The following is a 22,971-nucleotide window of genomic DNA, read 5'->3' on the forward strand; positions in this document are numbered from 1 at the left end:
CTACAGACCAGCCAGCAATGTTGCCTTGGCGGCGGTGAACTCTTCGTCGGACAGAATGCCCTCCTGGTGCAAGGCCGACAGTTCTCGGAGACGGTCGGACAGAGTGGGTGCGGCCGGAATGGCGGCAGCCACCGCGACTGCTTCTACCGCGACTTCGGCCTCGTGCTCGGCGTTCACGCCGAGCACAGACTCTCCTGCGTCGACGAGCGCGCGGGCGACCGCGTCATGCTCCTTGTAGCTCACGTTGAATGCGCCGTTGTTCTTCTGGTTCACCAGCGTGTAGATCGACTTGTCCGTTGTGATGACGAGGTTCGATTTTCGGGCGGCGTTAGCCGCAAGCTGCGCCACCCCCTCCGTCGCGAGCCCGACGACGGTTCCCTTTGCGAGCATTTTGCCGCCTTTCATGAGGCCAGACATCGCCTGCATGACGGCTCCTTCCAGAGGCAAACTCGGCGTAGCCGAGGTGGGCTTCTCTGCCTCGGGTGACGCGAACGAGATGGAGCGAAGCTTTTCGAACGGCGTGTACTTCTCGATCTTGGCGGCCGTCGAAGCACCTTCTTCGGCCTCAGCGACACGCACATATCCACCCTCGTAGATCTCGATCGTCGAGGTGCCGAAGACGCCGCTGGTGACCATCGGGCCGGCAGCAAGCGCACGTTCGGTGTGCGCGCGCTCTTTCTCCTCCCGAGCCGATTCTTTGTCGGCAATCGCCTTCTTGCGGGCCGCGCTGATCTTGGCGAACACGCTTGTGCCTCCGGTGGCCTCGGAGGTCGCAACGGCCACAGCGACTGTGCCCACCGGCGGCGGGGTGGTGGGCGTCGCGGGCGGCGCAGGGGTCCGGATATGGGCCGTCCAGGATGCTCCGTCCCAGAATCTTTCGTTACCGCTGCCGTCCGGGTACCAGCCCGCTGGTGCTTGCTCGCTCACGCGTTCATATTGGCATGAATGGAGGACACTGCGCCTCACAGGTGAGGCGGCTGGCACGCGCGGCGGCGGTCACGAAGAAGCAGTCGGGTGCCGTCCTCTTCACGAGGGTCCGTCGCTAGCATCTGAAACATGGCCCAACTCGAACCCCTCACCGATCGCAATGCAGTCGAAGAAGCGCTCGCTGAATGCGATCAACTCGGCCGATTCGTCTTCCTCGAGAAGTACGGATTCGGCGAAGCCAAGGAGTACTTCCTCGTCACAGACTCAGGCAACTACGACTCGAAAGCCATCTTCGCCGCGGCATACGAGCGCCAGCACGGCGTGAGACTCACGAGCGACGACTTCTCTGGGGGTAAGCAGGGGGCTGCGCGGTGGCTCGATGAACTCGGGTTCACCATCGAGGGCCTCGATAAGAAGGAGGGGCGACTGACTTTCGATGCGTTCGAAGCCGCGCTCAACGCCTTTCATCTTGCAGTGGAGAACATCGCGCCAGCTCGTGCATTCGTCGCCAGCCGTGACTTCGTGTCGTTCTATCTCCCGCCCAGTCGTCAGTACATCGCGATGATTCCACGCGGAGAGACGCGGCCTACTGCTTGGGTGAATAAAGGGTATGTCTGGTTCAAGAACGACGATGGGACGCAGGAGGGTATCCCGTTCCCCTATAACAAGCTTCGCGATGGCGGCCGTAGCTCGGGCCAGCGTCGGCAGGAAGAAGCGGAGAGTCGAGTCTGTCCCACACCGGGGTGTGGGATGGTCCTCCCAGCCAATGGAGTCTGTGACTTCTGCTGAGCGTCGCCGGGATGGAGCATTTAGCTCGGGCCACTCGTGACGCCAGTCGGCACGATCACGCTCAGTTGAACCTCGGCCGTATGCGCTCGAGCAGTTGCGTTCTCAGCCGAGCCGCATCAGAGCGCCGGTCGGTTACGAGCCACCCTACGTCGCAACGACGCAACCATTCGGCTACGGCATCCGCTTGCTCTTGGCTGATCCTGCGGGCACGCGCCCGATCGACACCGAGAACGTCAACGGCGACGCGGGCACGCAAGTTGCTTCGGGTGAGATCCTGGCTCGTGGATAGATGTTCTGTGATGCGGCGGCGAAGGTTGCTGCTCGCGCTGAGGTAAATGCATACTCCGTCGCGGAACCACGCGACTAGCCCCGGCGTCTCGGGCACCTCATCGAGATCAAGCTTGGCTGCTTCGACTCGGGTCGGTACGACAGAAGAGGAGTCCAGGTCCGCAACGGTCGAGTCCCCGAGCTCCAACAGACTGTTCGCGATGACGGGCCAGACGCTACTCTCCTTCGCTTCATCGGGAACCGCGGCAGAGAAGGCGAGCAAGGCAGCCCTCAGCGCCGCGTCGGCCGGGGCGAGTGCTTCGGCGTACCCGCTCGCAAGAAGATAGGAATGAGTCGATGCGGAGTGAGCGAGAACTGCATCGAGAAAAATGTCGTGCAAGCGCGGACTCGCCAGAACGACGAACTCCAAGTCGCCTTGCCAGAGGCGGCTGGTCGTAGAGCTGTCCTTGAGCGTGAGCACGGTGCCGAACGGGCCACCCGTTGCGGGCAACGCGCGGCGGACGTCGTGAACGATCTCGTGAAAGTGCGGGTCATTGACGCCGAAGCCAGTGAAGAGCAAGCGTCGGGTCATCAGCGTTGCTTTCACCAACGAACTCAGTGCCGCACGGTCGGCGTTGAAACTCAGGTAGTCGTCGCGCGTGAGGACGATTGAGTTCGGGTCGGTGACGCTTCCGTGCAGTTTCAGCAACCAGCGTTCGGGATCAGTCGCGTCGCCGGGAATCACTCTCCGCGGCATCCCGCCATCGTCGGCTGCCAATTCGAAGAGCTCGTCGTAGTTCAGCGTGACGGCTTGCTCTGAGTCCAGCGCGGCAAGGAGAGCGGGCGCGAGCCCGTAGCGTCGCATGTCGACCGCTTCGATGACTTGGCGAGTGAAAGCGTCCGGATCTCCCGGGAACACCCGATCAAACTCTCGATGAAGGTATCCAGCTTGATCGAGTACATCATGGTTTTTCGCGAGGTCTGCTGCGACCGATTCGTCCAGTCCTGCCGTGCGGGCGAGTGACTCGATAAGTCCGGCCCAGTTCGGAGCGCCCGCGGACACGCTGATGCCCGCACCCATAAATGGGACGAGTCTCGCATCATGAGCTTCTGATCCCAGGCGAGTGGCCGTCTTCAGTTGTTCCTTCGTCAATCCGGGCCAGGCTTGGCGGTCTGCGCGACGTATCGCTTGGGCGAGGTCATAGTCTCGAGCAGTTCGTAGCACGATCGCAATGTCGACCCGGTACTCCTTCGCTGCTTCGCGGCATGCGTCGTAAAGCTCTCGGAAGATCTCACCGCGGACGGGTCCACCACCGCCTCCCCCGACGCCGAAGAGTGGCACGGCGAGAAGCGGGAGGCTGTCGGCGCCGCGCGTAGGGCCGGTTCGACGTTCGGACGCCGCCTTCGCCGCGACGGCGAAGAACTCATGGACGCGAGGGAGGATGTCAGACGCGCGGTCTATGCCACCGTACGGGACGGCGGTGATGATGATTTGCGGATCCCGCTCTAAACCGTCTTGTGGATTCAGCGGGAGTGTAAATCGCAACTCGGCTTGATAATCAGCACGGATGTTTGGATCCAAGCGCTGTTCGACGTGATCACCGGCGTCTCGCCATCCGCCCTCCGCCCGGAGCTCTTTGTCCGAGGTCCACATGAACGCGTCACATGCGAAGCGGCGAACATCGCCTTTGATAACGAAGACATGAGGCGGCGGCTCGAGTGTCGAAGTCATGAGCCGATCCTGACAGGCATGCCTTCGCGGCGAAAGGTTGAGAAGACGGTAGATGCGCAGCCGCTGTTTTCGACAGCTACAGAGTGCAGTCCCGTCGAGACCATTAGTCTCGTGGATGCGCTCTTCGCTCAGGAGCCGCCGGGGTGGGACCCTTCGACAGGCTCAGGGGTCCAGTGGCGTGTGCGGCCCTTCGTCTCGTCGCTCCGCTCCTCGCTCAGGAACCGGAGGTACTGTCAACCCTCCGCGACCCCGTCCGTCCCACCCGCTAACCTGGCCCCACCGACACACACGATCCCAACCGGAGGGGACCCGCATGTCATCCGAAGCCACCACCACGTTCCACTCGAACGCCGACGCCGCGACCACTGCTGCAGCCGTGCAGAAGACCCTCGCCGACACCAAGGCGAAGGTGCTTGGGCAGAGCCCCGACGGCACGCAGATCGACTTTCAGACCCGCAAGACGATGCTCAACTGGGAGCTCATCGGGCGCGCGACGGTCGTGCCCGCGGCATCCGGGTCCGACGTGCATCTCTGGCTGAACGTGCACCACAACCGCCCGCCGGCACTCATGGACGGCGTCAAGAACAAGAAGGCCGTCGAGAAGCTCGCTGGTCAGATCCAGGCGAACCTCGGCTGACGGCATCCGCTGTGTCGTTCGTGCGGGTCGCCGACGGTCTCGCGATCGTCGACGAGATCCTGCGCATCCGCCGGGGTGAGCGTCGCGGACCCGACGGGCGCCCCGACGTCGAGGTCGACTGGCGCGCGCTCACCCCGTGGATCGTCGAGAACGATCGGGTGAGGATCTTCCCGCTGGCGCGGTCCGAGGGTGACGACCCCGACGAACGGATGCCGGCGCTCCGGCGCGAGCTCGAGATGGCGTTCGTCCACTTCTACGGAGGAGACGGGTTCCACGCGGAATCGCCGCTCGACCCCGATGAGGGATACGGCCGCGTGCTGAGTCGGGAGAAGCTCGTGTCGTTCCCGCGTGCGGTGTGGCGGGTGCAGGACTACGCGTTCACGCTCGTGCACGCCGTCGATCCGCACACTCCCGACGCGACGACGCTCGCGCTCCACATCTTCCCCGCCGAGTGGCGCTGGCCGGTGCTCGGCAACGCCGACACCAAACGCGCGACCTCGCACCGCCGCCGAGTCGAGAAGCAGGTGCGCGAAGCGAACGCGAGCTGGACCTGGCCGGAGGACGCCGGTGAGTGACCGGCATCCGTGCTGCGATCCGTACCGCGACGGTGACCGCACCGACCCGAACGACGAGCAACGCGCCGGTCGCGTGCGGATCGTCGAGACGTCCGAGCCCGGCTGGTCGATGACCTACCGCGTCGAGTGCACGACCTGCGCGCGCCGCTTCACCGTGACGCAGATCGACGGCCCGGCGCTGCGCTGGACGTGGGTTCCGCAGGGCGAGAAGCGCCGACGCGCGCACTGATCGGTGCGCAAGCGTGCACTGATCGGTGCCATATGTCGGTTATGGGCGCTCAGAACCGTCGTTTCGCACCGCTCCGTGCACAACCGATCCGTGCACGCGCACCGATCCGTGCACAAGAGGCCGCATCCCCCGCACCTACGCCCGCCGCACCCGCAGCACGAACGCCACCGCCGCCAGCGCGATCACGACGACCCCGTATCCGAAGCACACCGCCTCGAGCCCGACGACGCCCACGAGCAGCCCCGCCGCCACGGCCGGCACCCCGAACGCGAGATACGCCAGCACGTAGATCACGGCGAACGTGTCGGCGCGCTCGGTCGCGGGAATCTTCGGCTCGAGCGACGCGACCACCCCCGAGAACGCGGTGCCGAAGCCCATGCCCGTGACTCCCGCGGCGACGAGATAGAAGGGAAGCGACTGCACCGAGAGCGCCGCGAGCGACAGCGCGGTTCCGACGGCCAGGGCCGCCGTGCCGAACAAGACGGTGGTGCGCGCCGGCATCCGTCGCATCGCGAACGCCGTGACGGCGCCGACCCCCGCGAGCAGCACGACGCCCAGTCCCTGCCACACGTGCGCCTCGCCGCCGAGCTCGCCGCGCACGATGTTCGCACCGAGCGAGAGGAACAGCCCGCCGGTCGCCCAGCCCGCGATGATCGCGGGCGCACCGCGCCAGAAATCCGAACGGATGCCGGTGGGCACCGACAACCGGAAACTCAGCGACGCCCAGACCCCGGGCCGACGCGGCGCGGTCTCGGGGATCGCGAAGAACAGCGCGGCGAGCAGCACGTACGCGGTGGTGAGCGGCGCGAAGACGTCGAGCAGGGCCTCGCCGGTCACGTCGAGCAGCACCGCCGACACGAGTGCGCCGGACGCGAGACCGATGCCGGGGCTCAGCGAGTTCCAGAGGGCCGCGGCCTTCGGGCGCCCGGTCGGGGCGAAGTCGAGCACGGTCGCCGACAGCGCCGAGATGAGCAGACCGCTCGCCGCGCCCTGCAGGATGCGGGCGAGGAACAGGGTGGCGACGGCATCCGCATGCCAGAACAGCACCATGCTGGCGGCGAGCAGCAGGAATCCGCCGACCGCCACCGGCCGCCGGCCGATGCGGTCGGAGAGCGAACCGGCCGTGAGGAGCGTGAGCAGCAGTGCCACCGCGTACACGGCGAACACCGCGCTGATGACGATCGCGTCGAACCCGATCTGCTGCGCGAGCACCGGGTAGAACGGCGACGGCGCGCTCGCGCCCATCATCATCACGATCTGCGCGACGACCGCGAGCGGGAAGCCGAGGCGGGAGCGTATGCCGTCGCGACGCTGATCCGCGCGGGCTCCCTGAGCCTGTCGAAGGGTCCCACCGCGCTGCGGCGGCACGGTGATCGACTCGGTACTGGTCATGCGGCGCTCCTCAACCGTTCGAGTTTTCTCGAACCATCCGACCGTACTCGCCATCCGTCGATTGTTCAACTATTCTCGAACCATGCCTGGCGATCTTCCGCACCCGGAGCGCTCCGAGATCCAGCTGACCGACGTGCTCTTCGCGCTCAGCGACCCCGAGCGCCTCGCCATCACCCGCCAGCTGGCCGACGGTCCGCTCGACATGGCCGCCTGCCACGCCACCGACCCGAACCTGCCGAAGTCGACCAAGTCGCACTTCATGAAGGTGCTGCGCGAGGCGGGCGTCATCCGCAACGAGCCCGACGGCCGGCGTCGCCGCCTGACCCTGCGCCGCGACGACCTCGACGCGCTGTTCCCCGGGCTGCTGGACTCGGTGCTCGCGAAATAGCTGCCGCTGAACAGCGGATAACGAACCCGCAACACCGGCATATCGGTTCTCAGCGTTCTGTCAGGATGAGCGTATGACTACACCGAACGACACCCCCGCGGGCTGGTACGACGACGGCTCCGGACGTCAGCGCTGGTGGGACGGTCAGCAGTGGGGAAACTTCGCCGACGAGGCCAGTGCTCCGGAACCCACGGCTCCCGTCGCCCCCGCTGCCCCGGCAGATTTCTCCGCGCCCGCGCCCGCGCCCGCCTTCGCTGGAGCATCCGCTCCCGCGTACCCCGGCGCGCACACCGCCGTGGCGGAAGAGCCCAAGAAGAAGCTCAACGTGCTCGCCCTGGTCGCGGCCATCGTCGGCGCTGTCGGCTTCATCTTCGCGTGCGTGCCCGGCGCGCTGATCCTCGGCTGGATCCTGCTGCCGATCGCTTTCATCCTCAGTATCGTCGCCCTCTTCCTCAAGGGTGACAAGAAGTGGCTCGCCTTCATCGGCCTCGGGCTGTCGATCGTGGGAACCATCGTCGGCTTCGTCGTGTTCTTCGCGGTCGTCGCCAACTCGTTCGAGGTCGCCTTCGGCAGCGGAGAGACCACGGTCTCCCAGCCGGCCGAGGACGAGTCGGATGCGGATGCCGACGCCGAAGAGCCCGTCGCCGAAGAGCCGGCCGATGCGGCACAGGGCACCCGCGAGAACCCGTACCCGGTGGGGTCCACGATTGACAGCAGCGACTGGACCGTCGTCATCAACTCGATCAACCCCGACGGCAACGCAACGGTCTCCGAGGCAAACCAGTTCAACGACCCGGCTCCGGCCGGTTCGCACTACGAGATCGTCAACTACACCGTCACCTACAAGGGCGACGAGTCGGGCATCGCCGCTGAGGTTCAGCTCGCCGCCGTCACGGCGTCGGGCTCGGTCATCAACAGCTACGACGCGCTGGTCGCGCTGAACGACGGCATGGGGCTCGACGAGCTCTACGCCGGCGGCTCGGCCACCGGATCCGAGGCCTTCCTCGTTCCGGACGGCGAGACCGTCGTCTATCGCATCACGCCCGGCTTCTTCGCCGACGACGTCTTCGTCAAGTAACCACCAGCCCGAGTGAGGCCCCGGTTCGCGGAAGCGGCCGGGGCCTCCTCCGTATGTCCCTCCCATTGCATCTGTCCGCGACCTCGGCGAGGCTCGAAGCATGGCCATCACTGCGACTCGGATCGACGATTACTTCACCCGCTACGCCGCAACGCTGACGAACTTCGACGCCGGCGCGTGGGCGAAGCTGTGGGCCGAGCCGGGGGTGGTCGTCGACGACGCGGCGTCGATGGTGGCCGAGTCCCGTGAGGCGCTCGTGCAGGGGCTCTCGATGTCGTTCCCCCTGCACAAGCGGCTCGGTTTCGCCGCGGCGGGGCACGAGGTGCTCGACATCACCCTCGTGACGGACAAGCTCGCGCTGGTGCACGTTCGCTTCGCGTTCCGTGATGCCGAGGGTGCTCGCCTCAGCGAGATCACCAGCTACTACCTGCTGCGCGACAACGGTTTCGGGCTGCAGACGGCGGTGTGCATCGAGACGGATGCCGCCGAGAAGACCCGCGAACTCGCCACCGCCCGAGGGGTCGAACTGCCGGGGTGAGCTGCGGGGACGCGAGACCTCGCGCTCGATCGGTGCGAAGTGTTGGTTATGGCGCGTCATTACCGACATTTCGCACCGGTCGGCGGCACTCGGACGCGTCGGAGCGCCGCGCCGCCGCGCCGCCGCGCCTACGACGCCACGCGACCCGGAGCCGCGGCATCCGCACCGATCTCGGCCCATACGGCGTCGAGCGACAGGCCCAGAACCCCCGCGATCGCGGCGATCGTCGAGAACGCAGGTGTCGCGACGCGGCCGGACTCGATCTTCCGCAGCGTCTCGGGGGAGACTCCGGCGTCGAGCGCCACGCCCAGCATCGACCGCTCGCCCCGCGCAGCGCGCAGCAGGGCACCGAGGCGCTCGCCGCGTTCGACCTCGGCGGGGGTGAGGGGCATCCGGACCATCATGATGCCAATACTAATCCCGGGATAGGATTGCCGGGATAGTTATTGGTCGCCACCGGAAAGCACCCCATGATCGAAATCCTCACGCCCGACGAACTCGACCGCGCCCGCGCGACCGGCGCCCTCGTCGGCGACATCCTGCACGCGCTGAAGGCCCGGGCAACCGTCGGCACCAACCTGCTCGACATCGACCGTTGGGCGAAGCAGATGATCGAGGATGCCGGCGCCGAATCCTGCTACGTCGACTACGCCCCCTCGTTCGGTGACGGGCCGTTCGGTCACTACATCTGCACCGCCGTGAATGACGCCGTGCTGCACGGCATGCCGCACGACTACACGCTCGCCGACGGCGACCTGCTCACTCTCGACCTCGCCGTCTCGCTGCGCGGGATCGCGGCCGACGCGGCGATCAGCTTCATCGTCGGCGCCACGCGCGACCCCGAGGACGAGCGTCTGATCGAGACGACCGAGCGCGCGCTCGCCGCGGGCATCGCCGCCGCCCGCCCCGGCGCCCGCATCGGCGACATCTCGCGCGCGATCGGCACGGTGCTGAAGGCCGAGGGGTACCCGATCAACATGGAGTTCGGCGGCCACGGCATCGGCTCGACGATGCACCAGGACCCGCACGTCGCCAACAACGGACGCCCCGGCCGCGGCTACGTGCTGCGCCCCGGCCTGCTGCTCGCGCTCGAGCCCTGGATCATGGCCGACACCGATGAGCTCGTGACGGATGCCGACGGCTGGACCCTCCGTAGCGCGACGGGTGCCCGCACCGCCCACACCGAGCACACGGTCGCGATCACGGAGAACGGCGCGGAGATCCTGACGCTGCCGACGCGGTAGGTGAGGTCCCCCGGGCGGGGCCCTTCGACAGGCTCAGGGACCCAGTCCGGACGAGGAACTCAGCCCTGGGTCGCTGAGCCTGTCGAAGCGTCGCAGGGCAGCATGACCTAGCTGCGATGCAAGACACGACGTGCGCGTCGCGCCGACCGGCCCGCCAGGTCGCGTAGCCCCGTGCCCGACCCCTCGCGCTGCAGCTCGACGCCGCCGCTCGAGCCGGTCGTGAGAAGCACGGCGCTGCCGGCCAGCAGCGGCGACGATCCCGCGCGCATCAGCGCACCGGCATCCGAGGTCACGGGCACGTCGAACGTCCACCCGGCCCGCCGCACCTTCGCCATCAGGCGGAGGGTCGAGGAGGGGCCGTGGCCGGCGAACACCCTCAGCGGATCGATCGCGACCGAGATGCCGGAGCGCGCACGGGGTCGCTCGCTCGCGATGCGACGTTCGTCGCCCGGCTCGTCGCCGAGGAGGAACAGTTCGATCCGGTCGTTGGTGCGCTCGCGCCCGGCGATGAGCGCCTCGGGCGGCAGGTCGGTGAGCGACTCCAGCGGCAGCGACGACAGGCGGTCGGTCTCGGTGTCGAAGACGAGCGCCTCGCGCCCGTCGCGCAGGATGCTGACGTCGATCGACAGGTGCAGTCCGCCGCCGCGCGACCAGTTCGCCGAGGTCACCGCGGCCACACACGACAGCTCCGTCTCGAACTCCGCGAAGCGCACGAGGTCGTCGCGCAGCCCGGCACGCAACAGCGCCGCGCGGATGCGGTGGGGGAACGACAGCCCGGCGTCCACACCGGGGCCGAAGCGCCTCTCGACGATGGGTGTCACCACGTCGATCAGCCGGTTTCGGTAATCGGCGGGGTACCGCAGCATTTGCCTGCCGCTCAGGCGCTTGAGGATCTTGCCGCGGAACCAGTGCCGCAGCAGGCGGTCGCGCAGGGTGCCCGGCTCGGTGTTCGCCTCGACGACGTCGAGCACGTTCTCGAGGTGCGGGTAGTAGGTCTCGGGATCGATGCGCGAAGCGCTTGCGCTGCCCGGATGCTTGACCCACGCGTAGCAGGGCACGCTCGCGAGGATCGAGATCCTCGACGCCGCGAAGTACGCCTGCATCACGTAGAGGTGGTCCTCGAGGCGCACGCGGCCGTCGGGGAAGCGGATGCCGTGGGCGCGCAGGAACTCCGTGCGGAACAGTTTGTGCGGTGTGAGCATCTCGAGCAGCGGGTGCTCGCCGAGCACGGCATCCGGAATATCGCGACGGAAGATGCGGCTCGGCAGGTCGCGTCCGATGCCCACCTCCTTGCCGACGACGATGTCGGAGCCGTTCGCATCGGCGTAGTCGCAGAGGGCCTGGAGGGCGGTGTCGAAGAGGTAGTCATCCTGGTCGACGAACTGCACGTAGGTTCCCTGAGCGGCCGCGACGCCCTCGTTGCGCGGCGTGCCCGGCCAGCCGGAATGCGGCAGATTCAGCACGCGAACATGCGGTCGATCCTGAGCGACGCGGTCGAGGCGCTGCTTCGTCGCCTCGTCGGATCCGTCGTCGCAGAGGAGGATCTCGAACTGATCCGGGCGCAGGCTCTGCCGGTCGAGCGAGGCGATGAGGTCGCGGAACCCGTCGCCCGGGTTGAAGACGGGCACGATCACGCTGACCCGGATGGACGGCTTCTGGATTCCGATGAACGACGACATTGCCGCCAGTAGAACACTCGTCGCTGTGACCCGCACCGGGATTGCATTTCCCCCGGGCGTGTGGTGGGCACGATCGGGGCGGTCTCAGGGGGTCGGTGGCCCGTCCGGCTCGGGCGGCGCGTCGGGCGAGGCATCCGTCTTGTTCTTGTTCTGCGCGTCGATCGCCAGCCCGATCGCGATGCCGAGCGACAGCCCGAGCCCCATACCGAGGCCGAGGTTGTCGAAGAACAGCAGGCCGGCCACGACGCCGAACGGGATGCCGAGGGCGATGCCCATGACGAGGCCGGTCTGGGTCTCCTTCGCGGACTTCTCTGACTTCTCTTCGGGATCTGTCATGCCTACGACGGTACGGAGGTCGGAGGGACGGCGCATCCCCCGCGTGGGGGACCCGGATTCCCACCCCGCACCCAGGTGAACGATATATCGTTGAGTATCGTTCACCACCCCATCTGGAGGTCATCATGAACAACGCATTCCCCTTCGGCGGAACCGGCAGCAACAGCAGCAACGCCGACAACCCGCTCGGCAACATCTTCGGCACCGGCGGCCTCGGCGGCCCCAACGGTCCGGCCGGCGCGCTCTTCGACGCCTTCGACCAACTGCGCAAGTCGTTCGACCAGCAGCGTCCGTCCGGCGGCAGCCGCATGGCCCGCGGTGATGTCCGCGCGGCGGTGCTCTCGCTGCTCGCCGAGCGCCCGATGCACGGCTACCAGATCATCAACGAGATCTCCGAGCGCAGCGGCGGCTCGTGGAAGCCGAGCGCCGGCTCCGTGTACCCGACGCTCCAGCTGCTCGCCGACGAGGGCCTGATCGAGGCCGAGGAGCAGAACGGTCGCAAGACCTATTCGCTCACCGAGGCGGGTCGGGCCGTCGCCACCGAGACGACCGAAACGAAGGCTCCGTGGGAGTCGACCTCGAAGGACGGCCACCGCAACGACCCGCGCTTCCACGCGCTGCCCAAGGCCGGTGTCGACCTCGCCGCGGCCGCCGCTCAGGTCGGCCGCAGCGGATCGCCCGAGCAGGTGCAGGCCGCGATCGACGTGCTCGACGACGCCCGCCGTAAGCTGTACAGCATCCTCGCGCAGGACTGATCCGGCCGGGATGACGCGCTTCTGCCCGCCCGGCCTCCGGGCGGGCGTTCCCGACGGCGGAGGAAGAACACGATGACGGATGCCCCGGCGCAGAGCGCCCACCGCGCTCGCTACCGTCGCATCATCTCCTTCGCCGCTCGGGAGTTCGTGAAGATCTGGTGGTTCGAGCTCGTGCTGCCGCGCTTCGGCATGAGCGGCATCTCCGAGCGCACGCGCGCTCCGCGCATGCAGAAGTTTGCCCGCCGGTTCCACGGCCTCGCGGTCGAGCTCGGCGGCCTCATGATCAAGGTCGGCCAGTTCATGTCGTCGCGTCTCGACGTGCTGCCGCCCGAGATCACCGCCGAGCTCGCCGGCCTGCAGGACGAGGTGCCGGCCGTACCGTTCGCCGATATCCGGGTGCTCGCCGAGGCCGAGCTCGGGATCCCGCTCGGGCGTGCGTTCGCGTGGGTCGACGAGACTCCGCTCGCCGCGGCATCCCTCGGTCAGGCCCACCGGGCGAAGCTGTCGGAGCAGGATGCCGCCGACACCGGGCTCGACACGGTCGTGGTGAAGGTGCAGCGTCCGGGGATCGACGGCATCGTCGCGACCGACCTCGCCGCCCTGCGCCGGGTCGGGAAGTGGCTCACGCGGGTGCGCATCGTGTCGGACCGGGTGGATGCCCCCGCCCTCGTCGAGGAGTTCGCGGCCACGAGCCTCGAGGAGATCGACTACCTGCACGAAGCGGCATCCGCCGAGCGTTTCCGGGAGGCCTTCGCCGACGACCCGCGCGTCGACGCGCCGGAGATCGTGTGGGAGCGGTCGACCCGCCGCGTGCTGACGCTGTCGGACGTCACGGCCATCAAGATCAACGACACCGACGCGTTGCGCGCCGCCGGCATCGACCCCGCGCAGGTCGCCGAGGTGTTCGCCGAGGTCATGTTCGACCAGGTGTTCACGCACGGCTTCGTGCACGCCGACCCGCACCCCGGCAACATGTTCGTGACGCCGCGGGCGGCGGGAGCGGATGCCGGTGACCCGCCGTGGCACCTCACCTTCATCGACTTCGGCATGATGGCCGAGGTTCCGGCGAACCTGCGCGCCGGCCTGCGCACCCTCCTGATCGCGGTGACCGCGCGGGACAGTCGCGGACTCGTCGCCGCCGCGAAGGAGATCGGGGTGCTGCTGCCCTCGGCCGACACCGGCGAGCTCGAACGGGCGCTCACCGCCCTCTTCGCACGCTTCGGCGGCATGGGCTTCGCGGAGCTGTCGAAGGTCGACCCGCGCGAGTTCGCCGACTTCGCCGATGAGTTCGGCGACATGGTGCGCCGTCTGCCGCTGCAACTGCCCGAGCACCTGCTGCTGCTGATCCGCGCGGTGTCGCTCACCTCGGGCATGTGCAGTGCGCTCGACCCGACGTTCAACGTGTGGGATGCCGCCGAGCCCTACGCCAACCGGCTGCTGCGCGACGAGAGCGGCAACCTCGTGCAGGACATGGCGCAGCGCGCCATGAAGACCGCCGGCATCACGATGCGTCTTCCCGACCGCATCGACGCGATCATCACCCGCGTCGACGACGGCAACGTCACCTTCGACACCTCGCGGCTCGAACGCCGTCTCGACCGGCTCGAGGGCATCGCCCGCCGCATCGGGTCGGGCGTGCTCTTCGCCGCGATGCTCGTGGGTGGCGCACTGCTCGTCGAGCCGGTGCCCGGACTCGGCTACACCCTGCTCTGGGCATCCGCTCTGCCCCTGTTGCACTCGGTGTTCTCGGGCTTCTTCCGCCGGTAGCCGCGGGGCCGCCCTGCGACGCTTCGACAGGCTCAGCGACCCAGGCCGGGGGTGTCTCGGAACTGGGTCCCTGAGCTTGTCGAAGGGCCCCGCCGCGCCCGCGAGCGGAGGAGATCTCGCGTTCGGCAGGAGCATCCGCCGCTTTTGGTCCTGCGCAGCGCGAGTTCTCCTCCCGAGCGAATGGATGCTGCCGCCCTGCGACGCTTCGACAGGCTCAGCGACCCAGGCCGGGTGGGGGTGTCTCGAAACTGGGTCCCTGAGCTTGTCGAAGGGCCCCGCCCCGCGCAAGCCCCCGTCCCGGTGAACGCGCCGTGGGAGAATGGTTTCTCATGGAGACCCCCGAAGAGAAGCCTCCCCGCACCACCGCCACCAATATCGTCCCCAAGGCCACCGAGACGGGCCGCAAGATCGTCCGCGACATGTCGGCCGTTCCGCCACGCGGACTGCACCCGGCGCTGATCCCCGGCGTCTCGGTCGAAGAGACCGGGCGCACCTATCGCACCGACCACCTCGTGTTCGGCGTCGCGCTCCTCGCGACCGTCGCGTTCATCGCCTGGGGCGTGTTCGCGGGCGACAACCTGTCGGGCACGGCGAGCAGTGTGCTCGCGTGGGTGGTCGAGTACTTCGGCTTCTTCTTCACGACGATCGCCACCGTGATCCTCGTGTTCATGCTGTTCGTCGGCTTCAGCCGGTACGGGCGCATCCCGCTCGGCCGCGACGACGAAGAGCCCGAGTTCTCGATGTTCTCGTGGATCTCGATGCTGTTCGCCGCCGGCATGGGCATCGGTCTGGTGTTCTGGGGTGCCGCCGAGCCGCTCACCTTCTTCGAGACGCCGCCGCCCGGCACCGTCGAGGCCAACACCCTCGAGGCGATGCACACCGCGCAGGCCCAGGTGCTCTACCACTGGGGTCCGCAGGCCTGGGCGTTCTACGCGCTCGTCGGCGGCGCGATCGCCTACGGTGCTTTCCGCCGCGGCCGCACCCCGCTGATCTCGTCGATCTTCGCGCCGCTGCTCGGCGAGGGCCGCACGACCGGGCCCCTCGGCCGCACGATCGACATCTTCTCGATCATCGTCACGCTCTTCGGCACGGCCGCCTCGCTCGGACTCGGCGCCCTGCAGATCGGCCACGGCGTCGAGCTCGTCACGGGCATCGGAGAGGTCGGCAACGGCATCCTGATCGCGGTCATCGCCGTGCTCACCGCCTGCTTCATCGCCTCGGCCGTCTCTGGCGTCTCGAAGGGCATCCGCGCGCTCTCCAACACCAACGCCGTGATGGCGCTGGTGCTCGCGTTCTTCGTGTTCTTCGTCGGACCGTCGATGCTCATCCTCAACGTCATCCCCTCGGTGGCCGTGCAGTTCCTCGGAGACCTGCCCACCATGATCGCCCGCTCGGCGTCGCAGGGTGCCGAGGTCGAGACGTTCCTCTCGGGCTGGACGATCTTCTACTGGGCCTGGTGGATCTCGTGGTCGCCGTTCGTCGGCATGTTCATCGCGAAGATCTCGCGCGGCCGCACGCTGCGCCAATTCGTGGCGGTCGTGATCGTCGTGCCGTCGGCGATCTCGCTCATCTGGTTCGCGATCTTCGGCACCACGGCGATCAGCCAGCAGATGGACGGCGCCGGGCTCGTGGTCGATCCGCCCGAAGAGGTGCTGTTCGGCGTGCTCGAGAACCTGCCGTTCCCGCTGATCACGAGCATCCTGCTGATCCTGTTGATCTCGATCTTCTTCATCACCGGCGCCGACTCGGCCTCGCTCGTGATGGGCACGCTGTCGCAGCAGGGTCGTCCGGAGCCCGCGCGCTGGGTCACGGTCACCTGGGGCGCCCTGGTCGGCGCGATCGCCGCGGTCGTGCTCGTGTCGGGTGACGAGGGGAGCGGACTGCAGTCACTGCAGAACGTGACCATCATCGCGGCGCTGCCGTTCGCGGTGATCATGGCGTTCATGATGGTCGCGTTCATGATCGACCTGCGCCGCGACCCCATGATCCTGCGCGAGCGGTATGCCCGTGCGGCGGTGCGCCACAGCGTCATGGCGGGCCTCGAGGAGTACGGCGACGACTTCGCCCTCGTACCTGTCGAGTACGACCACTCGGGTGACGACCTCGCCTGGATCGACGAGGAGACCGTCGACGAGACGCTCTCCGAGGTCTACGAGGCGGCGACCGAGGCGATCGACATCATCCCGCAGGGAGACGTCGACGCCGCGGTGGATGCCGCCGTCGACCCCGAGCAGACGGATGCTCCGGAGCGGCCGCGCGTCGACTGATCGGTGTGCGCGGGGGGCCCTTCGTCTCGTCGTTGCGCTCCTCGCTCAGGAACCGGTTCCGGTTCCGGAGCGAGCGCAGCGAGACGAAGGGCCGACCCGGCGAAACCTCAGCCGAGGCGGGTCAGGCGCACGACGAGCAGGCCGACCGAGGTGATCAGCACGAAGTAGCTGAGCACGAGCCCGAGGATGGCGGCGAGGAGCATCCGCCCTCGATGGCCGACGGCGCGGTGCCCGACGAACACCGCCGCTCCGGCGACGACGATCGAGACGAGATACCCGACGACGCCGCTCGTGAACGTGAGGAACACGATCAGTGCCACGATCCCCGCGGCCAGCGCGATGAGGTGACGGTACGGGTTCGGTTCGGCCGCGGTCATGCCCCGAGCCTATCCAGACGAGGGGCGCGCTACTCCTCCGCACCCTCCGCCGTGGCGGTGATGCGGGCGGCCATGCCGGCGAAGATCGCGCCGTGGAACGGCAGCACCGCGAGCCAGTACAGACGTCCGCTCAGCCCGCGCGGGAAGAACACCGCCCGCTGCTCGTACCGGGCGCCCGTCCCCTCCGGCAGGGCGCGCAGCTCGAGCCAGGCCGAGCCCGGCACCTTCATCTCGGCGCGCAGCCGCAGCAGCCCTCCGCTGGCGGGTGAGGCATCCGTCGTCGTGCCCGGTGCCTCGACGGCCTCGACGCGCCAGAAATCGATCGCGTCGCCGACCCGGGCGTCGGTGCGGCTGCGGCGTCCGCGGCGCAGGCCGACCCCGCCGACGAGGCGGTCCATGAGACCGCGCACCGCCCACAGGAACGGCGACGAGTACCATCCGTTCGATCCGCCGATGCCCAGGATCACGCGCCACAGCTGATCGACGGATGCCGTCGTCTCGAGCGACCGTGCATCCGTGAACACCGTGCGCCCGGCCCAGTCGGGGTCGCTCGGCAGCGGGTCGCTCGGTGCGCCCGAGACCTCGGCATCCTGCCAGCTGGTCTCGATCGTGTCGTTGTTCGACCGGCCGATCGCGAGCGCGACGGCCCGGCGATACGGGGTCAGGCCGCCCGTCGGCCGCGGGATGAGGTCGTCGACGTCGCGGTTCTTCACGACGCACTCGTTCTGCAGCGAGGCGACGAGCGGGCGCGCGATCGAGCGCGGCACCGGCGTCACGAGGTTCACCCAATGCGAGGCGAGACCCGGGGTGAGCACGGGCAGGGCGGCGATCGCGCGCTGGGGGAGTCCGGCCTCCACCGCGTAGCCGTTCATCATCTGCCCGTAGCGCAGCACGTCGGGGCCGCCGATGTCGACCGCCCGGTTCACGCTCTCGTCGACCCGGGCGGCACCGAGCAGATAGTGCAGCACGTCGCGGATCGCGATGGGCTGGATGTGATTGCGCACCCACTTCGGGGCGGGCATGTACGGCAGCACCTCGGTCAGGTGACGGATCATCTCGAACGACGCCGAGCCCGACCCGATCACGACCCCGGCCTGCAGCACGAGCGTCGGCACCCCCGATTCGAGGAACACCTCGCCCACCCGCACGCGCGAACGCAGGTGCGGCGACAGCTTCACGTCGTCGGGATGCAGTCCGCCGAGGTACACGATGCGGCGGGCCCCGGCCGTCGCCGCGGCATCCGCCACCGTCTGGGCCGCGCGTTCGTCGGCCTCTTCGAAGTCCTTGCCGGCGCCCATCGAGTGGATCAGGTAATAGACGACATCGACGTCGCGTATGGCTTCGGCCACGGCATCCGCGTCGTCGGCCGAGCCCTCGATGATCTCGCAGTCCGGACCCCAGGGGAAGGATGCCGCGCGGGCCGCGTCGCGCGCCAGGACCCGCACCCGGTATCCGGCGTTGAGCAGGCGCGGGGTGAGGCGTCCGCCGATGTACCCGGTCGCCCCGAGGACCAGGGCGACGGGGGCGCTGCCGTCGTCTCGGGGGATCGCGCGCAGGTCGTCTTCGCGTCCGGTGGGCTGGGTGAGCTCGGTCATGTCCCGAGCGTAGGTCGGATCACCGGAGATTTCACTAGGCTGGCGTTTCACTAGTCAAACTAGTAATCTTTCTTCCGAGGAAGGTGATTCGATGTCCCCGGCAGTGGAGAAGACCCGCACGATCGGCACCCGACGCGCCCTCCGCCGGACGCCCGGGATGATCCCCGCAGACGGCGTCGACCTCACCCCGCTGTCGGCCCGGCAGGCCGTCGGCCGCATGTCCGGCATCACCGCTCCCGTCGAGCGCCGATCCTTCTGGCGCGCCGCCGGGATCGTCGGCGGCGTCTCGCTCGTCGCCGCGGCATCCGCTCCGCTCATGGCCGGACTGCTGCTCTCCGGATGACCCGGCATCCCCGGATGCCCCACCAGACCATCGCGAACCACCGAGAAGAAAGGAGCCCCCCATGGGACTCGACGACAAGATCAAGAACGCCGCAGAGGACATCGCCGGTAAGGCGAAGGAGGCTGCGGGCAAGGTGACCGGCAACGAGAAGCTCGAGGCCGAGGGCAAGGCCGATCAGGCCAAGGCCGACGTGAAGAAGGCCGGCGAGAACGTCAAGGACGCCTTCAACAACTGAGCGAGCCGCAGGAACTTCGGGGAGACGGTGGGTGTACCGTCTCCCCGAACTCTGTCCCGGGGCATTCGCCTCGCGACGGGAAGAAAGTGAGAACGACATGTCCGATCCCGTGAAGAGCGAATCCCTCTGGCAGCGGCTGCTCCGCCGCTTCCGACCGGCGCCCACCGAACCGCGTCGGCTCACGGTCGACGACGTGACGGTGGTCGATCGCCCCATGCTCCGACGGGCGGTCGCCGGAACCGTGGTCGGCAACCTCATGGAGTGGTACGACATCGGCGTCTACGGCTACCTGGCGGTGATCATCGGACGGGCGTTCCTGCCGGATGCCTCGGCCGGGGCGCAGTCGCTCTTCTCGCTCGGCGTTTTCGCCGTGACCTTCGTCGCGCGCCCGCTCGGCGGCATCGTGCTCGGCCAGCTCGGTGACCGGATGGGGCGTCAGCGCGTGCTCGCCTTCACGCTCATCATGATGGCCGCCGCGACGTTCCTCATCGGTGTACTGCCCGACTTCTCGGTCATCGGGGTCTGGGCGCCCATCCTGCTGATCGTGCTCAAGCTCGCGCAGGGCTTCTCCACCGGCGGCGAGTACGCCGGGGCGACGACCTTCATCACCGAGTACGCGCCCGACAAGCGACGCGGGTTCTACGCCTCGCTGCTCGACCTCGGCTCCTACATGGGCTTCGCGATCGGCGCGGCGTTCGTCTCGATCCTCCAGCTCACGCTGTCGGCCGACGTCATGCAGGGCTTCGCCTGGCGCATCCCGTTCCTGGTCGCGCTGCCGCTGGGTCTCATCGCCATCTACTTCCGACTCAAGATCGAAGACACCCCCGCTTTCCAGGAAGCGCAGGATGCCGCGGCCCACGCCGCCGACGAAGCGCAGGCCGCGGCCGATGCGCCCAAGGGTGTCATCGCCCTCATCCGCGCGTACTGGCGCGAGCTGCTCACGGCCTTCGTGCTCGTCGCCGCGGCGAACACGGTCGGCTATGCGCTCACCTCGTACATGCCCACGTATCTCACCGGAACCCTCGGCTATGACGAGGTGCACGGCACGCTGCTGACGCTCCCGGTGCTCGTCGCGATGGCCCTCTGCATCCCGCTCACCGGTCGGCTCTCCGACCGCATCGGCCGCAAGAAGGTGCTGTTCATCGGCTCGATCTCGGCGATCGTGCTCGCGGTGCCCGCGTTCCTGTTCATGATGCACGGCGAGATCTGGTCGACCGTGCTGGGACTCGTGCTGCTCGCGTTCCCGGTGACGTTCTACGTCGCCAACCTCGCCTCCTCGCTCCCGGCGCTCTTCCCGACGTCGTCGCGCTACGGCGGCATGGGCATCTCGTACAACCTGGCCGTCGCGCTGTTCGCCGGTACCGCGCCGGTCGTGATGGAGGCGCTCGTGCAGATGACGGGTTCGTCGCTCGCGCCCGCGTTCTACGTGATCGGCACGTCGATCGCCGGGTTCATCGCGGTGGTCGTGCTCAAGGAGTCGGCGCGCCGACCGCTGCCCGGCGCGATGCCGAGCGTGCAGACCGAGCAGGAGGCCATCGAGCTCGTCGAGGGGCAGGACGACAACCCCGACCTCGACCTCGACGAGCTGTTCCCCGAGCGCGTCGAGCAGGCGGCGGATGCCGCGGGCGACGCCGAGCCGGCCGAGCCCGAGAAGGTCTGAGGCGGGCGGGCTAGTCGCCCGCCCCTCCCTCGCCCTGCGCTTCCTCGTGGTCGCGGATCACGTCGCGCAGTTCCTGATCGAGATCGGATGCCTCTTCGATCGCCGAGGTCATGCCGGCGAGGAAGCGGGTGACCACCGCGCGCTCCTTGTCGGACATCTCGTCGACGAGCGACAGCATCCGCCGGTGCATCGCACCGAGGGTGTGGCGCACCTCCTCGTCACTGCTGACGGTGGGGACGACGATGCCCGCGCGGCGGTCGGTCGGGTGCGCCTCGCGGCGGACGTGCCCGCCCTTCTCGAGGCGGTCGATGAGGGTCGTGGTGGATGCCGTCGAGATGTCGAGCATGCGGGCGATGTCGATCGAGCGCACGATGCGTCCGGCGCGCTGCTCGCGCAGCAGGAAGCGCAGCGCGACGAGGTCGGTCTCGTTCATGCGCATCGACGCGCGCGTGCGGGCGCGCATGGCCGTCTCGGCCGAGCGGTAGCGGCGCAGCAGGTTGAGTACATCGACCGTGCTGGCGGACTCGGCATCCGGGTACCAGTAGCCCGAGCGCGTGAACTCCTCGGAACTCTCCATCACGCTACCCCTTCGTTCTCGGCGCTCACGCTCTGCGACTCGCGCTCGAGCATCTCGATCGTGCCGTCCTCGACCTCGGCGGGAACGATCTGCAGCACACCACCGGTGATCGCGTCGTGCTCGGCGGCCGCGACCTGCTCCAGCCGCCACACCGGCACGGTGGGGAAGCGCTCGCGCAGGCGCTCGACCATGTCGGAATACAGGATGTATCCCGCTTCGTCGAGAGTGAATCGCTCAGCCATGGCATCCTTTCCGGCAGGCGGTATTCCATCTTCTCACCAGAAAGACGCCCTGATCGCCATTGAAAACCGCTAGGCCACCTCGTTACGTGAGCGTCTTGTAGCATGGAAGGGTCAGGGGGTGACACTTGGTGAATGAAACGACGACGATCACATCCGATCTCGTGCACTGCGTCGACGAGTTCCGTCGGGTCGATGCGCAGTTCGCGCGACGCCTCGCTGCGGTGCGCGCTCCGAACGACACCGACCGGGTCGCCATGCGCTTCATCGCGGACGCCCCGGCCGACGCCCCGGTGACGCCCGGTGATCTCGCGGCGCACCTGAGCGTGAGCACTGCGGCCATCACGAGTGTGATCCGCCGCCTGCAGGAGCGCGGTCAGATCGTGGTTGCCCCGCACCCGGCCGATGCCCGGTCGAAGGTGCTGCGCCCCTCGCTGCGCGACATCAACTCGCCCGTGGACGACCTCACGCGCCGCGTCGAGGAGATCGGCGAGGAGTTCACCCCCGAGCAGACCGCCGTGATCACCCGCTTCCTCCGTCGGCTCACCGAGGAGATCGACGACCTTCCGTAGGTTCGCGTCGACCGTTATATCGGTCGATGTTTCGTTCCGCTTTGAAAGTAACTAGGTAACCTAGTAATGTAAATCTCACGCAGTCTCGACCACGAGGAGAGCAGCATGGGACACCTGACCTACGGAAACACCAACGCCCCGATCGACGTGGATGACGCCCTGCTCGTTCACCTCCGTGCCGTCACCGTCACGAAGCTCCGGCGCAACGAGTCGTTCGCCCTCACCGTTCCGACCTTCGACGGCACGGTCCAGACGCTCTGGATCCACGCCTCCATCCCCCTCCGGTTCTCGTTCGACGGCGACCCCCAGCTGCACCGGCCGCTGCTCGCGAAGATGATGGAGGCCGCGAACTCCGCGAACGGTCTCGACCTTTCGCGCGAAGAGTACGCCTCGTCGCTCGAGCAGGCTCGCGAACTCCAGACTGTGAGCGCCTGACATGCCCCATCGAGATCGCAAGGCATCGCGCGCGTCACTCGCGAAACCGCGTCGCCGGTTCACTGTTGCTCTGCCTGCTCGCGGCCTCTGGGTCGAGGTCGAGCGAGGATTCCACGTCGGCAACGAGCGCGGGGTGTTCCTCGGCTCGGTGAAGGCCGCCGACCCCGAACCCGGTTATCACGCCTTCGGGCCGACCTCCGAGCACATCGGGTGGTTCGACCAGCTCGAAGCGGCGAAGGTCGCCGTGATCGCGGCCACCGGAGTGGGCTCGCTGGCCCACTGACGGCTGGGCGAGACGACGGGCCCGGACACGGAAGAGGGGGCCGCGGGTGAATCCG

27 protein-coding genes and 1 pseudogene are annotated in these 22,971 nt (G+C 68.0%); 17 read left to right on the forward strand and 11 right to left on the reverse strand.

All coding sequences use genetic code 11. The features are described 5' to 3' along the window. Together ACZ5Y9_RS02760 and ACZ5Y9_RS02765 are read right to left on the reverse strand one after the other, a co-directional pair. Positions 1-744, reverse strand: a complete 744-nt coding sequence (locus ACZ5Y9_RS02760) for an SHOCT domain-containing protein (protein WP_464472762.1) — start codon at positions 742-744, stop codon at positions 1-3. A 117-nt stretch (positions 745-861) separates the two neighbouring features. Next, positions 862-984, reverse strand: a pseudogene (locus ACZ5Y9_RS02765) (hypothetical protein); the annotation flags it as partial. 72 nt (positions 985-1,056) lie between these two features. On the opposite strand from ACZ5Y9_RS02765, the gene ACZ5Y9_RS02770 reads away from it, so the two are divergent. Then, positions 1,057-1,716, forward strand: coding sequence for a hypothetical protein (locus ACZ5Y9_RS02770; protein ID WP_464472212.1), 660 nt, complete (start codon positions 1,057-1,059; stop codon positions 1,714-1,716). A 61-nt stretch (positions 1,717-1,777) separates the two neighbouring features. Here ACZ5Y9_RS02770 and ACZ5Y9_RS02775 read toward each other — a convergent pair whose 3' ends face one another. Beyond that, entirely contained in the window at positions 1,778-3,715 is a 1,938-nt protein-coding gene (locus tag ACZ5Y9_RS02775) for an SIR2 family protein (protein WP_464472213.1), read from the reverse strand. A 313-nt stretch (positions 3,716-4,028) separates the two neighbouring features. Between ACZ5Y9_RS02775 and ACZ5Y9_RS02780 the strand changes: the two genes are divergently transcribed. The 3 genes from ACZ5Y9_RS02780 to ACZ5Y9_RS02790 are packed head-to-tail and all read left to right on the forward strand — an operon-like array spanning position 4,029 to position 5,156. Further along, positions 4,029-4,352 (forward strand): hypothetical protein, encoded by a 324-nt coding sequence (locus ACZ5Y9_RS02780; protein WP_464472214.1) that lies wholly within the window; start codon positions 4,029-4,031, stop codon positions 4,350-4,352. Positions 4,353-4,363: 11 nt separating this feature from the next. Continuing rightward, complete coding sequence (locus ACZ5Y9_RS02785; RefSeq protein WP_464472215.1) at positions 4,364-4,927, forward strand: hypothetical protein; 564 nt, start codon at positions 4,364-4,366, stop codon at positions 4,925-4,927. Continuing rightward, a complete protein-coding gene (locus ACZ5Y9_RS02790) occupies positions 4,920-5,156 on the forward strand; it encodes a hypothetical protein (protein WP_464472216.1) in 237 nt (78 codons plus the stop codon). The genes ACZ5Y9_RS02785 and ACZ5Y9_RS02790 overlap by 8 nt, the downstream gene beginning before the upstream one ends. 135 nt (positions 5,157-5,291) lie before the next feature. On the opposite strand, the gene ACZ5Y9_RS02795 is transcribed toward ACZ5Y9_RS02790, so the two are convergent. Beyond that, positions 5,292-6,548 carry an MFS transporter gene (locus ACZ5Y9_RS02795; protein ID WP_464472217.1) on the reverse strand — a complete coding sequence of 419 codons (1,257 nt, stop codon included), beginning with the start codon at positions 6,546-6,548 and terminating at the stop codon, positions 5,292-5,294. Positions 6,549-6,630: 82 nt separating this feature from the next. Here ACZ5Y9_RS02795 and ACZ5Y9_RS02800 point away from each other — a divergent pair, with 82 nt between their 5' ends. From ACZ5Y9_RS02800 to ACZ5Y9_RS02810, 3 genes are all read left to right on the forward strand, one after another. After that, a complete protein-coding gene (locus ACZ5Y9_RS02800) occupies positions 6,631-6,936 on the forward strand; it encodes an ArsR/SmtB family transcription factor (RefSeq protein WP_247623814.1) in 306 nt (101 codons plus the stop codon). A gap of 73 nt (positions 6,937-7,009) precedes the next feature. Beyond that, positions 7,010-8,014: a DUF2510 domain-containing protein gene (locus ACZ5Y9_RS02805; RefSeq protein WP_464472218.1), complete on the forward strand. Its 1,005-nt coding sequence runs from the start codon at positions 7,010-7,012 to the stop codon at positions 8,012-8,014. 100 nt (positions 8,015-8,114) lie between these two features. Continuing rightward, positions 8,115-8,552 (forward strand): hypothetical protein, encoded by a 438-nt coding sequence (locus tag ACZ5Y9_RS02810; protein WP_247623812.1) that lies wholly within the window; start codon positions 8,115-8,117, stop codon positions 8,550-8,552. A 128-nt stretch (positions 8,553-8,680) separates the two neighbouring features. Here the strand turns inward: ACZ5Y9_RS02810 and ACZ5Y9_RS02815 are convergent, their stop codons facing one another. Next, positions 8,681-8,953, reverse strand: a complete 273-nt coding sequence (locus tag ACZ5Y9_RS02815; RefSeq protein ID WP_247624739.1) for a helix-turn-helix domain-containing protein — start codon at positions 8,951-8,953, stop codon at positions 8,681-8,683. A gap of 69 nt (positions 8,954-9,022) precedes the next feature. Between ACZ5Y9_RS02815 and map the strand changes: the two genes are divergently transcribed. Further along, positions 9,023-9,796, forward strand: coding sequence for a type I methionyl aminopeptidase (map, locus tag ACZ5Y9_RS02820; RefSeq protein WP_464472219.1), 774 nt, complete (start codon positions 9,023-9,025; stop codon positions 9,794-9,796). A gap of 107 nt (positions 9,797-9,903) precedes the next feature. On the opposite strand, the gene ACZ5Y9_RS02825 is transcribed toward map, so the two are convergent. Together ACZ5Y9_RS02825 and ACZ5Y9_RS02830 are read right to left on the reverse strand one after the other, a co-directional pair. After that, positions 9,904-11,475, reverse strand: coding sequence for a glycosyltransferase family 2 protein (locus ACZ5Y9_RS02825; RefSeq protein WP_464472220.1), 1,572 nt, complete (start codon positions 11,473-11,475; stop codon positions 9,904-9,906). An 84-nt stretch (positions 11,476-11,559) separates the two neighbouring features. Next, a complete protein-coding gene (locus ACZ5Y9_RS02830) occupies positions 11,560-11,811 on the reverse strand; it encodes a hypothetical protein (protein WP_464472221.1) in 252 nt (83 codons plus the stop codon). 125 nt (positions 11,812-11,936) lie between these two features. Between ACZ5Y9_RS02830 and ACZ5Y9_RS02835 the strand changes: the two genes are divergently transcribed. The 3 genes from ACZ5Y9_RS02835 to ACZ5Y9_RS02845 all read left to right on the forward strand — a co-directional run bounded on the left by ACZ5Y9_RS02835 (position 11,937) and on the right by ACZ5Y9_RS02845 (position 16,600). Further along, the gene (locus ACZ5Y9_RS02835; protein WP_247957427.1) at positions 11,937-12,566 is read left to right on the forward strand and encodes a PadR family transcriptional regulator; all 630 of its coding nucleotides are present in this window, start codon (positions 11,937-11,939) and stop codon (positions 12,564-12,566) included. Positions 12,567-12,638: 72 nt separating this feature from the next. Then, positions 12,639-14,333 carry an ABC1 kinase family protein gene (locus ACZ5Y9_RS02840; RefSeq protein ID WP_247623807.1) on the forward strand — a complete coding sequence of 565 codons (1,695 nt, stop codon included), beginning with the start codon at positions 12,639-12,641 and terminating at the stop codon, positions 14,331-14,333. A gap of 329 nt (positions 14,334-14,662) precedes the next feature. Next, entirely contained in the window at positions 14,663-16,600 is a 1,938-nt protein-coding gene (locus ACZ5Y9_RS02845; RefSeq protein WP_464472222.1) for a BCCT family transporter, read from the forward strand. A gap of 107 nt (positions 16,601-16,707) precedes the next feature. Here the strand turns inward: ACZ5Y9_RS02845 and ACZ5Y9_RS02850 are convergent, their stop codons facing one another. Continuing rightward, entirely contained in the window at positions 16,708-16,977 is a 270-nt protein-coding gene (locus ACZ5Y9_RS02850; protein WP_464472223.1) for a hypothetical protein, read from the reverse strand. Positions 16,978-17,006: 29 nt separating this feature from the next. Next, complete coding sequence (locus tag ACZ5Y9_RS02855) at positions 17,007-18,572, reverse strand: SDR family oxidoreductase (protein ID WP_464472224.1); 1,566 nt, start codon at positions 18,570-18,572, stop codon at positions 17,007-17,009. 91 nt (positions 18,573-18,663) lie between these two features. Here ACZ5Y9_RS02855 and ACZ5Y9_RS02860 point away from each other — a divergent pair, with 91 nt between their 5' ends. The 3 genes from ACZ5Y9_RS02860 to ACZ5Y9_RS02870 all read left to right on the forward strand — a co-directional run bounded on the left by ACZ5Y9_RS02860 (position 18,664) and on the right by ACZ5Y9_RS02870 (position 20,810). Then, positions 18,664-18,915 (forward strand): hypothetical protein, encoded by a 252-nt coding sequence (locus ACZ5Y9_RS02860; RefSeq protein ID WP_247623803.1) that lies wholly within the window; start codon positions 18,664-18,666, stop codon positions 18,913-18,915. Between the two features lie 61 nt (positions 18,916-18,976). Further along, on the forward strand, positions 18,977-19,150 hold the full coding sequence (locus ACZ5Y9_RS02865) for a CsbD family protein (RefSeq protein ID WP_247623802.1): 174 nt from the start codon (positions 18,977-18,979) through the stop codon (positions 19,148-19,150). A 97-nt stretch (positions 19,151-19,247) separates the two neighbouring features. Then, on the forward strand, positions 19,248-20,810 hold the full coding sequence (locus ACZ5Y9_RS02870; RefSeq protein WP_464472225.1) for an MFS transporter: 1,563 nt from the start codon (positions 19,248-19,250) through the stop codon (positions 20,808-20,810). 10 nt (positions 20,811-20,820) lie between these two features. Here the strand turns inward: ACZ5Y9_RS02870 and ACZ5Y9_RS02875 are convergent, their stop codons facing one another. Beyond that, positions 20,821-21,387, reverse strand: a complete 567-nt coding sequence (locus tag ACZ5Y9_RS02875; protein WP_464472226.1) for a MarR family winged helix-turn-helix transcriptional regulator — start codon at positions 21,385-21,387, stop codon at positions 20,821-20,823. Beyond that, positions 21,387-21,629, reverse strand: coding sequence for a hypothetical protein (locus ACZ5Y9_RS02880; RefSeq protein ID WP_247623799.1), 243 nt, complete (start codon positions 21,627-21,629; stop codon positions 21,387-21,389). The genes ACZ5Y9_RS02875 and ACZ5Y9_RS02880 overlap by 1 nt, the downstream gene beginning before the upstream one ends. Before the next feature lie 128 nt (positions 21,630-21,757). On the opposite strand from ACZ5Y9_RS02880, the gene ACZ5Y9_RS02885 reads away from it, so the two are divergent. The 3 genes from ACZ5Y9_RS02885 (at position 21,758) to ACZ5Y9_RS02895 (ending at position 22,916) form a co-directional block, all read left to right on the forward strand. Next, a complete protein-coding gene (locus ACZ5Y9_RS02885) occupies positions 21,758-22,198 on the forward strand; it encodes a MarR family winged helix-turn-helix transcriptional regulator (RefSeq protein WP_464472763.1) in 441 nt (146 codons plus the stop codon). A gap of 105 nt (positions 22,199-22,303) precedes the next feature. Then, positions 22,304-22,633 (forward strand): DUF7882 family protein, encoded by a 330-nt coding sequence (locus ACZ5Y9_RS02890; RefSeq protein WP_247623797.1) that lies wholly within the window; start codon positions 22,304-22,306, stop codon positions 22,631-22,633. A gap of 1 nt (position 22,634) precedes the next feature. Then, the gene (locus ACZ5Y9_RS02895) at positions 22,635-22,916 is read left to right on the forward strand and encodes a hypothetical protein (RefSeq protein ID WP_464472227.1); all 282 of its coding nucleotides are present in this window, start codon (positions 22,635-22,637) and stop codon (positions 22,914-22,916) included. The last annotated feature ends 55 nt before the right edge of the window (positions 22,917-22,971 follow it).

This window comes from Microbacterium sp. T3-8, from assembly GCF_055398145.1.